Source organism: Aliirhizobium sp. YIM B11859 (assembly GCF_057163345.1).
Genome location: NZ_JBXHAY010000001.1, coordinates 486,038 through 499,683, shown reverse-complemented (window position 1 = coordinate 499,683; position 13,646 = coordinate 486,038). Strand labels below are relative to the sequence as shown.

The following is a 13,646-nucleotide window of genomic DNA, read 5'->3' as shown; positions in this document are numbered from 1 at the left end:
TGCAACATATAGCGAGTCTATTCGGCACATTTTTGCCGCAATGCAGCATTGCCGCACGGCGTAAGTTTGAGGTTTTAAAGTGGCTAGTCTCAGCAATAACAGCCCGAAGGCCGGAGGCACTCAGTCCTCCCGCACCGGTGCCAACAATTATCAGTTCGCTCTTGTCGCCCTGACGTCGCTCTTCTTCATGTGGGGCTTCATCACCTGCCTGAACGACATTCTGATCCCGCATCTGAAGAATGTCTTCTCGCTGAACTACACGCAGTCGATGCTGATCCAGCTTTGCTTCTTCGGCGCGTACTTCATCGTTTCGCTGCCGGCGGGCGCGCTGGTCAAGCGGATCAGCTACAAGTGGGGCATCGTTGTCGGCCTGTTGATCGCCGCCGTCGGTTGCGCACTCTTCATCCCGGCAGCCAGCTACCGCGTCTACGGCCTGTTCCTCGGTGCGTTGTTCGTGCTTGCAGCCGGCGTGACGGTTCTGCAGGTCGCCGCCAACCCTTACGTCACCGAACTCGGCGCGCCTGAAACAGCGGCCAGCCGTCTGACGCTGACCCAGGCCTTCAATTCGCTCGGCACCACGATCGCGCCGCTGTTCGGCGCCTTCCTGATCCTGTCGGCTGCGACCGGCGACATCACGACCGCAACCGGCCAGCAGCTGGAATCACTGCGCCTGGAAGAAGCAGACTCCGTCCGCTTCCCCTACATGATCCTCGCCATCGCCTTCCTGGTTCTGGCTGCGATCTTCGCAGCCCTCAAGCTGCCGCATATCGAAGAGGAAGAAGTCGCTTCCGAAGGTGGCGAGCGCGCCTCCGCATGGTCCTATCCGCACCTCATCCTCGGCGCCATCGGCATCTTCGTTTATGTCGGCGGTGAAGTCTCGATCGGCAGCTTCCTGGTCAACTACCTGGCCGAGCCGTCCATCGCTGGCCTGCCGGAAGCCCAGGCCGCCCATTACGTCTCCTATTTCTGGGGCGGCGCCATGGTCGGACGTTTCATCGGCGCCTATGTCATGCGTTATGTCGATGACGGCAAGGCTCTCGCCTTCAACGCCTCCATCCTGCTGCTGATCACGGTATTTGCCGGCGGTTCGCTCGCCATGTGGGCGGTGCTGGCGATCGGCCTGTTCAACTCGATCATGTTCCCGACGATCTTCAGCCTCGCGCTGAAGGGCCTCGGTCGCCATACGAGCCAGGGCTCCGGCATCCTGTGCCTCGCCATCGTCGGCGGCGCCATCCTGCCGGTCGTCCAGGGCGCGCTGGCCGACACGGTCGGCATCCATCTTGCCTTCCTGATGCCGGTTCTGTGCTACATCTACATCTTCTATTACGGCATCAAGGGCCACAAGGCCGTCTGATCCGATCGGCAAGGCGGGGGGCTTCCCCTCGCACTGGCCAAAAAGAAAAGCCCCCGCGGTATCCGCGGGGGCTTTTTTGGTTCATATGCCGGCTGGATTACTTGAGCTTGGCGGCCATGGCCTTCAGTGGGCCCTCGATCGCCGGGCGAATATCCGGACGCTGCAGGGCGAATGCGAGGTTGGCCAGGATGAAGCCATCCTTGGCGCCGCAGTCATAGGTCTCGCCGGTGAACGGATAGGCTGCGAATTCCTGGGCCTTGGCCAACGCCAGCATACCGTCGGTCAGCTGGATCTCGTTGCCGGCGCCGCGCTCCTGGGTTTCCAGGATCTTGAAGATTTCCGGCTGCAGGATGTAGCGGCCGTTGATGAAGAAGTTCGACGGTGCGGTCCCCTTGGCAGGCTTTTCGACCATTTCGGTAATCTTGAAGCCGCCTTCATTGCCAACGGCAGCACCCTTGCCGACGATACCGTATTTGTGGGCCTGTTCCGGATCGCATTCCTCGACCGCTAGAACATTGCCGCCGGTCTTTTCGTAAAGTTCGACCATGCCCTTGAGGCAGCTCTTTTCCGACGACATGATCATGTCCGGCAGAAGCACTGCGAAAGGCTCGTCGCCGACGATGTCGCGGGCGCACCAGACGGCATGGCCGAGACCGAGCGGCACCTGCTGGCGGGTAAAGCTCGCCGTACCCGCCTTCGGCAGGATATGCGACAGAAGCGTCAGTTCGGCATTCTTGTTGCGCTCGCGCAGCATCTGCTCGAGTTCGAACTGGATGTCGAAATAGTCTTCGATGACGCCTTTGCCGCGCCCGGTGACGAAAACGAAATGCTCGATGCCGGCTTCGGCGGCCTCGTCCACCACATACTGGATGACCGGCTTGTCGACGACGGTCAGCATTTCCTTCGGTACGGCCTTGGTGGCCGGCAGGAAACGCGTCCCGAGCCCGGCAACCGGGAAGACTGCTTTGCGGATCTTACGCTGTTCAGACACTCATGCCTCCTGGAATGCACTTCATTGTGCGGAATTGAACTTTTAGGCGTCTAACGCCCATTTGCTACTGTTTCGCAAAGGACTGCCCCAGACATGCTACCTATGGTAAAGAATTTGTTGACTCTATTTTGTTAAGACATCGTTGAACCGCATACCAGTCACGCCATGAACGGCGAATGAAGGAACGGATACGACTGCGATGGACAAATTCCGCAACCGCTCGCGCAGCCTGGCTCTCATGATAACAGCCGGCCTTGCAATCGGCATGATGCCTTTAAATGCCCGTGCCGATCAGGGTTTCAAGACATGGGTTGCAAATTTCTACACTACAGCTTCGGAGAGCGGCATTACCCGCTCGACCTATAACAAGGCCTTTGCCGGCATTACCGAGCCGGATCCGGAAGCGCTGCAGAAGGCGCAGTACCAGCCCGAGTTCAAATCCCAAATCTGGGAATATCTCGATAGCCGCGTCAATCCCTATACCGTCCAGATCGGCCGCCAGATGGCTGCCCGCCACGGCGCAACGCTGAACGCCATCGAGCGCCATTTCGGCGTCGACAAGAACATCCTTCTGGCCATCTGGTCGATGGAGTCCAATTATGGTGCAGTATTGGAAAAGCCGGAGCGGCTGCACTATGTTCCGCAGGCGCTCGCGACACTGGCATGGGCCGATCCGAAGCGGGCGAAATTTGCCCGTACCCAGCTGATTGCGGCGTTAAAAATCCTGCAGGCCGGCGACGTGACGCCGAAACAGCTCACTGGCTCCTGGGCCGGCGCCATGGGCCATACGCAGTTCATCCCGACCAGCTACCTGCTTTATGCGATGGATGCCGATGGCAACGGCAAACGCGACATCTGGCATTCGATCCCCGATGCGCTGGCAACATCCGCCAATCTGCTTGCCCAGAACGGCTGGACCAATGGCAAGACATGGGGTTACGAAGCCGTGCTGCCGTCCGGCGCAACAAAATACGAAGGCCAGACCAAGACGCTTGCCCAATGGGCGGCACTCGGTTTTGCCCGCCCCAATGGCAAGGGTTTTCCGCGCGGGTCCGATCGCGCCACGCTCAAGCTGATGGCCGGCTCAAGCGGTCCTGCCTTCCTGATGATGAAGAACTTCTACACCATCAAGAAATACAATGCCGCTGACAGCTACGCGCTCGCGGTCGGGCTTCTGGCCGACGAGATTGCCGGTTATGGCGGCATGCAGCAATCCTGGCCGCGCCCGAACGGCACGCTCGACATCAAGGAAAAATTCGAGCTGCAGTCGCGCATGAAGCAGCTCGGTTATTACGACGGTGAGATAGACGGCAATTTCGGCTCCGGCTCGAAGGCTGCGATTTCCGCCATCCAGCAGCGGCTCGGCATGCAGGCGGATGGAGAACCTTCGCAGAGCCTCCTGCACGCGCTGCGTTGACAACTGGCGGCACGGGCGCAAGATCCGTCGTGATCACAGCCCGTCGGGAATGATGGCAATGGCTGGCAAACCTTTTGATCCTGACCTTCTGCGACGCGTCGGCTGCAGTCTGCTTGCGGCGGTCATGCTTGCCGGCAGTTGCCCGATGACGGCCAGCGCGCAGGAAATGGTCAGGCGCCGCAACCTGTTCGATCTCCTTTTCGGCGGCCCGCGCTACGAGCGCGAGGAGCCACCGGCCCAATATGATCGGCGTGACGGTTCCATCATCGAGATGGCGCCGCGGCGGGAGCGGCCCCGCGGCGCGGTCAGAGCGGCAGCCCCCCGGCCACCAGTGCCGCTCACCCCACCGAAACCCGAACCGGTGGCAAAGCTTGAAAACGCCCGCAAGATTCTGGTCGTCGGCGATTTTTTTGCTGGCAATATCGGCGGTGAACTGGAAACCACCTTCGAGGCTTCTCCCGGCGTCGCCGTCATCACCCGCAGCGATGGCTCGTCGGGCCTGGTGCGTGACGACCATTATGACTGGGTGGGCGAGCTGCCTGGAATTCTGGACGAGACCAAGCCGGCGATCGTCGTCGTCATGCTCGGTGCCAATGACCGACAGCAGATGACATCGGGCGCGAAGGAAAAGTTCCGCACTGACGCCTGGTTCGACGAGTACCAGCGCCGCGTGTCCGAGGTCATCCGCATGGTGAGATCGCGCAAGCTGCCGCTTCTATGGGTCGGCCTGCCGTCCTTTCAGTCTCCGTCGATGATGACAGACGCCGTCAAGCTGAACGCCATCTACCGCGCCCGCACCGAGGAATCCGGCGGCGAGTTCGTCGACATATGGGATGGCTTCGTCGACGAGGACGGCAAGTTCATCCTAACCGGCTCCGATGTCAGCGGCCAGCAGGTGCGCCTGCGCGGCGCCGACGGCATCACCTTCACCCAGGCCGGCAAGCAGAAGCTCGCCTTTTATGTCGAAAAGCTCGCCCGAAGGCATCTGGGCGACATGGCAAGCCCCGAGCTGGTCAATCTCGACGCAGCGAGCCTGCCTGCTCTCGGCCTGCCTGCCGATCCCGCCAAAGCGCGTCTGGCGCAGCCCATCAGCCTGTCCGATCCGGAACTCGACGGCGGCAAGGAACTGATCGCCGCCGTTCCCGCAGCCGGCGGCCTCACCCAGTCTCCGCGCGACAAGCTGGTCAAGCGCGGCGAACTCGATCCGGCACCGACCGGCCGCATCGACGATTACAGGCTCTCAAAGACGCCATGAAACAGACGCCGTAAAACGGCGCCTGCTTCATGCGATCCAAGATATTCGTCACCGGTATTCATTTACCAATAGCCGAGCACGCGCCACCAGACGGCACCGACCACCGTGAAGATCACCAGATTGACGAGGCACATGATGAAGCCGACGCCCCACCATTTTCCCATGGTGATGTAGCCGCTGCCGAAGATGATCGGCGACGTGCCGGTGGCATAATGGGTGAGCGTCATCATGATCGCCGAGCCGGCCACCATCATCAGCATGAAGGGCGCCTGGTATTGCGGCGGGATCAGCATCGCACCGACGCTGACAAAGGCCAGCATCATCGCGCTGACATGGGCGGTGGCGCTGGCAAACAGGTAGTGGGCGAAGGTGAAGATCACCACCAGAATGGCCGCCGTCACCTGCCAGGTCAGGTCCGCATGCGAGATCATCTCCTTCATGCCGTTCGAGAACCAGCCGATGACACCGAGCTTGTTCAGCTGATCCGCCATCATCACCAGCGCGCCGAACCAGATCAGCGTGTCCCAGGCGCTCTTTTCCGACAGCACGTCGTTCCAGTCGATCGTGCCGGTGATCAGCAGGGCAAACAGTCCGAGAAAGGCGACCATCGTCGGATCGAGCGTATAGGCCGCACCGAACAGCATGGCCGGGACATTGGCCCACAGAACCAGCAGCATGACGAAGGTGCAGATCATCACGATCTCCTTGCCCGAGATCGGCCCCATTCCCACCAGTTCCTTGCGGGCATAGGTGACCGCGTCGGGCGTCACCTTCAGCTCGGGTGGCGAAATCACGTAGAGAACGAGCGGCATGACGAACAGGGCGACGAGGCCCGGCAGCAACATGCACAGCGCCCAGCTCATCCAGGTCAGATGGATCGCACCGTTGGTGGCCTTGGCGACATATTCGAGAGCCAGCGGATTGGCGGCCGTCGCCGTCAGGAACATTGCCGACGAAATCGGATTGGCATGGTAGTTGACCAGCGCCAGATAGGTGCCGACACGCCCCTGCGTTCCCTTTGCCGGATCCGAATCGAAGGCATTGGCGATCGACCGCATGATCGGATGGATGATCCCGCCGCCGCGAGCCGTATTGCTCGGCGTGAACGGCGCAAGGATCAGTTCGCAGAAGACCAGGCCGTAACCGATGCCGATCGTGCGCTTGCCGAGAAGCGCGATGAAACCGAGGCCGATACGACGTCCAAGGCCCGTCTTCTTCAAGCCGAGCGAGATCATCACCGAAATGACGATCAGCCAGATCAGCGGATTGGCGAAGCTGCTCAGCGCATCCGCAACCGCCCCCTTGGAACTGGGCGAGGTGACCTGCGCCAACGAGACGATGACGATCGCCATCAACGCCATGACGCCGATCGGCATGACCTTCAGGATGATCGCGAGGATGGTGGTGAGGAAGATTGCCAGCATCTTCCAGCCGTTCTCATCCAGCCCGGTCGGAGCCGGTATTGCCAGAAGTGCCAGCAAAAAGATCGTGGTAATGATCGCGGGGATGATCCGGAATGGAACCATCTCCTTGAAATATTTGAATATGGCGGGGATGTTCATTTCGTTTGGTGTCCTTGCACGTCGAAGACCTTGATTTTTGTCAGGTCCTTTCGTGCGATCCGTGCCACGTTCCGGAAACCATCCCCTTGATGCCGGTCAAATTCGTCGCAAAACCGTACCGCGTGAACGATCGACAGGATCAAACGAAAAACGCCGCCGTCTCCCAAGGGAGGAACGGCGGCGGTTTTCATATTCTGCATACAGGGCCGAGCAGCCCAATCTGCGTGTTTCAAATCAGCGCGGCAGGACCGAACTTCCCATCAGCGCCTCGTCGATCGCACGGGCGGCCTGGCGGCCTTCGCGGATCGCCCAGACGACCAGCGACTGGCCGCGGCGCACATCGCCCGCCGTCCACAGCTTGTCGACCGAGGTCTTGTAGTCACGGTCATTGGCAACGACATTGGTCGAGCCTCGGCGGTCGACATTGATATCGAGCTTGCCTTCCATCTCGGCCAGCACGCCCGTCGTCATCGGCCCGGAGAAACCGATCGCGATGAAGGCGAGATCCGCCTTGATGATGAAATCCGTGCCGGCGATCGGCTTGCGGCGTTCATCGACCTCGCAGCAGCGCACGCCGGTCAGCTGACCGTCTTCCCCGACGAATTCGAGTGTCGCGACCTGAAATTCACGGATTGCACCTTCGGCCTGGCTGGACGAGGTACGCATCTTGGTCGCCCAGAACGGCCAGACGGCGAGCTTGTCTTCCTTTTCCGGCGGCTGTGGGCGGATATCGAGCTGGGTCACTTTGACGGCACCCTGGCGGAAGGCCGTGCCGACGCAGTCGGATGCCGTATCACCACCACCAACGACGACGACATGCTTGGCACCGGCAAGGATCGGTTCGGCGGCCCAAGCGACGCTGTCGATGTTCTCGCGACCGATGCGGCGGTTCTGTTGCACCAGATAGGGCATCGCGTCATAGACGCCATGCAGGTCGGTGCCGGGAATGCCGGCCGGACGCGGGGTTTCCGAACCGCCGCAATAGACGACGGCATCATGCTCCGCGGTCAGTTCCTCGACCTTAACGTCAACGCCGATATTGACGCCGTAATGGAAGGTCACGCCTTCGCCGGTCATCTGCTCGACGCGGCGATCGATGAAGTTCTTCTCCATCTTGAAGTCGGGAATGCCGTAGCGCAGCAGGCCACCGGCCTTGCTCTCGCGCTCGTAGACATGCACTTCGTGGCCAGCGCGCGCAAGCTGCTGCGCCGCTGCCATGCCGGCAGGACCGGAGCCGATCACGGCGACCTTCTTGCCGGTCTTCACCGTTGCAGGCTGCGGCACGATATAACCCAGCTCATAGGCCTTGTCGGCAATCGCCTGTTCGACCGTCTTGATCGCAACCGGCGCATCCTCGAGGTTCAGCGTGCAGGCTTCCTCGCACGGCGCCGGGCAGACGCGGCCGGTGAATTCCGGGAAATTGTTGGTGGAATGGAGGTTGCGGATCGCCTCTTCCCACTTGTTGTTGTAGACCAGATCGTTCCAGTCCGGGATCTGGTTATGAACCGGACAGCCGGTCGGGCCGTGGCAATAGGGAATGCCACAGTCCATGCAGCGGGCGGCCTGTTTGGTCACTTCCGCATCCGACATCGGAATGGTGAATTCGCGGAAATGGCGGATACGATCGGACGCAGGCTGATACTTGCCCACCTGCCGGTCGATTTCCATGAAACCCGTAACCTTGCCCATGTCTAACCTCTACTCGCTCTCAATTCTTCCAAAGGCCCCTCATCCGCCTGCCGGCACCTTCTCCCCGCAAGCGGGGCGAAGGACATCTGCCGCGCCGTAGCCGGTCCCCCTCGCCCCGCTTGCGGGGAGAGGGTGCGCCGAGCGAAGCGGAGGCGGGGTGAGGGGCTAAGCCCAATCATTCTGCCGCCACGCCCATCCGCATGCGCTCCATCTCGACCAGTGCACGGCGATATTCGACCGGCATGACCTTGCGGAACTTCGGACGGAACTCGGTCCAGCGATCAAGGATGTCCTTGGCGCGGGTCGATCCGGTGTAGTGCATGTGGTTGGAGATCAGCTGGTAAAGACGCTCCTCGTCGTGGCGCGTCATGTCCTCGGACACGTCGACACGTCCCTTGTGCATGATGTCGCCGCCGTGATGGTGCAGCTTTTCCAGCATGTCGTCCTCTTCCGGAACCGGCTCGAGTTCCACCATCGCCATGTTGCAGCGCTTGGCGAAATCGCCCTTCTCGTCCAGCACGTAAGCCACGCCGCCCGACATGCCGGCCGCGAAGTTGCGGCCGGTTTCGCCCAGCACGACGACGATGCCGCCGGTCATGTATTCGCAGCCATGGTCACCCACGCCCTCGACGACGGCGATCGCGCCCGAATTGCGCACCGAGAACCGCTCGCCGGCCACGCCGCGGAAATAGCATTCCCCGGTCGTTGCGCCGTAAAGCACGGTATTGCCGACGATGATCGAGTTTTCAGCGACGATCTTCGAGTTTTCCGGCGGGCGCACGATGATGCGGCCACCGGACAAGCCCTTGCCGACATAGTCGTTGCCGTCACCGACCAGATCGAAGGTGATACCGCGGGCGAGGAAGGCACCGAACGACTGGCCGGCCGTACCCGTCAGCGTCACATGGATCGTGTCGTCTTTCAGTCCCTTCTGACCCCAGCGTTTGGCAAGCGCACCCGACAGCATTGCGCCGGCCGAACGATCGACGTTCTTGATCGGCACTTCGAAGACGACCGGCTCCTTGCTCTCAAGTGCTGCGGCCGACTTCTCGATCAGCTTGCGGTCGAGAATGTCGTCGATCGGATGCTTCTGGCGGGTCGTCCAGTAGGTCTCTTCCTTCGGAGCCTCCACCTTGTGGAAGATCTTGGTGAAGTCGAGTCCCTTGGACTTCCAATGCGCCAGCATGTCGTCCTTTTCGAGCAGTTCGGAAAGGCCGATGATCTCGTCGAACTTGGTGAAGCCAAGCGATGCCAGGATCTCGCGCACTTCTTCAGCCACGAAGAAGAAGTAGTTGATCACATGTTCCGGCGTGCCCTTGAAGCGCTTGCGCAGCACCGGATCCTGGGTGGCGACGCCGACCGGGCAGGTGTTCAGGTGGCACTTGCGCATCATGATGCAGCCGGCGGCGATGACCGGAGCCGTCGCAAAGCCGAACTCATCGGCCCCCAGAAGCGCACCGATGATCACGTCGCGGCCGGTCTTCAGGCCACCATCGACCTGCAGGGCGATACGCGAGCGAAGGCCGTTCAGCACCAGCGTCTGCTGGGTTTCGGCAAGGCCGATTTCCCATGGGGAACCGGCATGCTTCAGCGAGGTGAGCGGCGACGCACCCGTGCCGCCATCGAAGCCGGCAACCGTGATATGGTCGGCGCGTGCCTTGGCAACACCTGCAGCAACCGTGCCGACACCGACTTCGGAGACCAGCTTGACGGAAATATCGGACGTCGGGTTGACGTTCTTCAGGTCGTAGATCAGCTGGGCCAGATCTTCGATCGAATAGATGTCATGATGCGGCGGCGGCGAGATCAGGCCGACACCCGGCGTCGAGTGACGGGTCTTGGCAACCGTCGCATCCACCTTGTGGCCGGGCAACTGACCGCCTTCGCCGGGCTTTGCACCCTGCGCCACCTTGATCTGCAGCATGTCGGCATTGACCAGATATTCCGTCGTCACGCCGAAGCGGCCGGACGCGATCTGCTTGATCGCCGAACGCTCGGGGTTCATCGAACCATCCGGCAGCGGCAGATAGCGATCGCTCTCTTCGCCACCTTCGCCGGTGTTCGACTTGCCGCCGATCTTGTTCATCGCGATCGCAAGCGTCGTATGCGCCTCACGGCTGATCGAGCCGAAAGACATCGCACCGGTCGAGAAGCGCTTGACGATATCGACCGCCGGTTCGACCTCGTCGATCGACACGGGCTTACGGCCAAGCTGTTCGGCACCCTTGATCTTGAACAGGCCGCGGATGGTGTTCATCCGCACAGCCGTCTCGTTCACCATGCCGGCGAATTCGCGATAGCGGTCCTGGCTGTTGCCGCGCACGGCATGCTGCAGGGTTGCCACGACATCCGGCGTCCAGGCATGGCTTTCGCCGCGCATGCGGTAGGCGTATTCGCCACCGATATCGAGCGTCGAGGCCAGGACCGGGTCCTTGCCGAAAGCGGCATGGTGGCGTGTGACGGTTTCCTCGGCGATTTCGGCAAGGCCGATGCCTTCGATCGAGGTCGCGGTACCGAAGAAATACTTCGCCACCAGTTCCGAATTGAGGCCGACCGCATCAAAAATCTGACCGCCGCAATAAGACTGATAGGTCGAGATGCCCATCTTGGACATCACCTTGAGAATGCCCTTACCGACCGCCTTGATATAACGATAGACGATTTCCTGCGCATCGACTTCCTTGGGGAATTCGCCGCGCATATGCATGTCGGTCAGCGTGTCGAAGGCGAGATAGGGGTTGATCGCCTCCGCACCGAAGCCGGCAAGGCAGCAGAAGTGGTGGATTTCGCGCGGCTCGCCGCTCTCCACCACGAGACCAACCGAGGTGCGAAGCCCCTTGCGGATCAGATGATGGTGTACCGCAGCGGTTGCCAGAAGCGCTGGAATGGCGATGCGATCCGGACCGATCTGGCGGTCGGAGAGCACGATGATGTTGTAGCCACCCTTGACCGCAGCCTCGGCGCGTTCGCACAGGCGATCGAGCATGTCCGGCATGCCTTCGGCACCGCGCTCGATATCATAGGTGAAGTCGAGCGTCTTGGTATCGAACAGCTCTTCGGTGTGGCCGATCGAGCGGATCTTCTCGAGGTCACCATTGGTCAGGATCGGCTGGCGGACTTCCAGCCGCTTGGCATTCGCCATGCCCGTATGGTCGAGGATGTTTGGCCGCGGACCGATGAACGACACGAGGCTCATAACGAGTTCCTCGCGGATCGGGTCGATCGGCGGGTTGGTGACCTGCGCGAAGTTCTGCTTGAAATAGGTGTAGAGCAGCTTCGACTTCTCTGACATCGCCGAAATCGGCGTGTCGGTGCCCATCGAGCCGATCGCTTCCTGGCCCGTCGTCGCCATCGGCGACATCAGGATGCGGGTGTCCTCGCTCGTGTAACCGAAGGCCTGCTGGCGATCGAGCAGCGACACGTCGCGACGCAGCGCGCGCGGCTCCACCGGCTTCAGATCCTCGAGGATCAACTGGGTACGATCCAGCCACTTGCCGTATGGATGCTTGGTCGCCAGTTCGGTCTTCAGCTCTTCGTCGGAGACGATCTGGCCCTTCTCAATGTCGATCAGCAGCATCTTGCCCGGCTGCAAACGCCACTTCTTGACGATGCTTTCTTCCGGAACCGGCAGCGTGCCGGCTTCCGATGCGAGGATGACGCGGTCGTCGTCGGTGACGAGATAACGGGCCGGACGCAGGCCGTTACGGTCGAGCGTCGCACCGATCTGCTTGCCATCTGTGAAACAGACGGCGGCCGGGCCGTCCCACGGCTCCATCAGGGCCGCGTGATATTCGTAGAACGCCTTGCGCTCCTTCGACATCGACTGGTTGCCAGCCCATGCCTCCGGGATCAGCATCATCACGGCATGCGCCAGCGAGTAACCGCCGCGCTGCAGGAATTCCAGCGCGTTGTCGAAACAGGCGGTATCCGACTGGCCTTCGTAGGAAATCGGCCAGAGCTTGGAAATGTCGTCGCCGAACAGCGGCGAAGACACGGAAGCCTGACGCGCCGCCATCCAGTTGACGTTGGAGCGCAACGTGTTGATTTCGCCGTTATGAGCAACCATGCGGTAGGGATGCGCCAGCTTCCACGACGGGAATGTGTTGGTCGAGAAACGCTGGTGAACCAGCGCGATCGCCGTCTCGAACCGCGGGTCGGCCAAGTCCTTGTAATAGGCGCCGACCTGATAGGCGAGGAACATCCCCTTGTAGACGATGGTCGAAGAAGAGAGCGATACCGGATAGAAGCCGGTCTCCTGGCCGCCGAACTGATCGTAGATACGGTTTGAGATGACCTTGCGGACCAGGAAAAGCTTGCGTTCGAAATCGTGGTTGGTCGCAGCGTCGCGACCAGCCCCGATGAAGACCTGACAGTGATAGGGTTCGGTCGCGGCAATCGCCGGTGCCTTGGATAGCGAGGAATTGTCGACCGGCACATCGCGGAAACCGAGGAACTGCTGCCCCTCTTCGGCGATCACATCAACGATCGCCTGCTTGAAATGTTCGATCTGTTCGGCGTCGCGCGGCATGAAGAAATGCCCGACCGCGTATTCGCCGGCCTTCGGCAGGGTTACGCCCTGCGTCGCCATCTCCTCGCGGAAGAAGCGATCCGGGATCTGCACCAGAATACCGGCACCGTCGCCCATCAACGGATCCGCACCAACGGCGCCGCGATGGGTGAGGTTTTCGAGGATGAACAGCCCATCCTTGACGATCTGGTGGGACTTGACACCCTTCATATTGGCAATGAAGCCGACGCCGCAGGCATCGTGTTCGTTGCGCGGATCGTAGAGACCTTGACGCGCCGGCACGCCGGAGGCGACAAATGGGACAGCCTTGTTCGTTTCAACGGAAACCTCGGCGCCGGCGCCAGGAACCGTAACCGACATCTCGGAGCTCATCTTCGTCATCGTCATTCCTCCTGTTGGCCGCTATACAAAGCGAGCAAGGTGGCACTTCATCAATTCCTGCAGATGACAAAAGCCATCCGCCAGCCATGCAACGGCGCCGCTCTGGCGCAGGATCAAGAACTCTACAAAACTCTAGTCCAACCCGGATCGGCGCAAAGGTCAACGGAAAGGCGATGCAAACTTGACGCCTTGCCGCAAGAATTAGGACAGAAAGACTGTCCTAATTTCCAATCTGATATCGCATTAATTTACCCTTACCACAAGAGCATGTCTGCAAAAATCTGCAGGGCAAACGACAGTCTGTTACGATCGGCACCGCTCCGGCGAAATTTAATTACGCCAATTCGGCCGTAGCCACTGTTTCATTGCCGCATGAAAAGGTCCGCCCTCCTTTTGCGGGCTTTATCGTTGCGCACGGGCGAAAAAGTCTTAATCTCCCCGGCATCTCCCAACCAATCCCAAGGTGCAT

Annotated in this window: 7 protein-coding genes; 3 read left to right on the top strand and 4 right to left on the bottom strand. The window is 60.7% G+C overall.

Features of this window, described 5'->3' with window-relative positions; genetic code table 11:
- Nucleotides 1-79: 79 nt before the first annotated feature.
- Entirely contained in the window at nucleotides 80-1,354 is a 1,275-nt protein-coding gene (locus AC2GXZ_RS02175) for a sugar MFS transporter (protein ID WP_483757479.1), read from the top strand.
- A gap of 97 nt (nucleotides 1,355-1,451) precedes the next feature.
- Here the strand turns inward: AC2GXZ_RS02175 and galU are convergent, their stop codons facing one another.
- A complete protein-coding gene (galU, locus tag AC2GXZ_RS02170; RefSeq protein WP_483757478.1) occupies nucleotides 1,452-2,345 on the bottom strand; it encodes a UTP--glucose-1-phosphate uridylyltransferase GalU in 894 nt (297 codons plus the stop codon).
- A gap of 199 nt (nucleotides 2,346-2,544) precedes the next feature.
- Between galU and AC2GXZ_RS02165 the strand changes: the two genes are divergently transcribed.
- Together AC2GXZ_RS02165 and AC2GXZ_RS02160 are read left to right on the top strand one after the other, a co-directional pair.
- Complete coding sequence (locus tag AC2GXZ_RS02165) at nucleotides 2,545-3,762, top strand: lytic murein transglycosylase (protein ID WP_483757477.1); 1,218 nt, start codon at nucleotides 2,545-2,547, stop codon at nucleotides 3,760-3,762.
- Between the two features lie 58 nt (nucleotides 3,763-3,820).
- Nucleotides 3,821-5,017: an SGNH/GDSL hydrolase family protein gene (locus AC2GXZ_RS02160; RefSeq protein WP_483757476.1), complete on the top strand. Its 1,197-nt coding sequence runs from the start codon at nucleotides 3,821-3,823 to the stop codon at nucleotides 5,015-5,017.
- Between the two features lie 62 nt (nucleotides 5,018-5,079).
- Here the strand turns inward: AC2GXZ_RS02160 and AC2GXZ_RS02155 are convergent, their stop codons facing one another.
- The 3 genes from AC2GXZ_RS02155 to gltB form a co-directional block, all read right to left on the bottom strand.
- Nucleotides 5,080-6,579, bottom strand: a complete 1,500-nt coding sequence (locus tag AC2GXZ_RS02155; RefSeq protein ID WP_483757475.1) for a DASS family sodium-coupled anion symporter — start codon at nucleotides 6,577-6,579, stop codon at nucleotides 5,080-5,082.
- 234 nt (nucleotides 6,580-6,813) lie between these two features.
- Entirely contained in the window at nucleotides 6,814-8,268 is a 1,455-nt protein-coding gene (locus AC2GXZ_RS02150) for a glutamate synthase subunit beta (protein ID WP_483757474.1), read from the bottom strand.
- 175 nt (nucleotides 8,269-8,443) lie between these two features.
- Complete coding sequence (gene gltB, locus AC2GXZ_RS02145) at nucleotides 8,444-13,183, bottom strand: glutamate synthase large subunit (RefSeq protein ID WP_483757473.1); 4,740 nt, start codon at nucleotides 13,181-13,183, stop codon at nucleotides 8,444-8,446.
- Nucleotides 13,184-13,646: the final 463 nt, after the last annotated feature.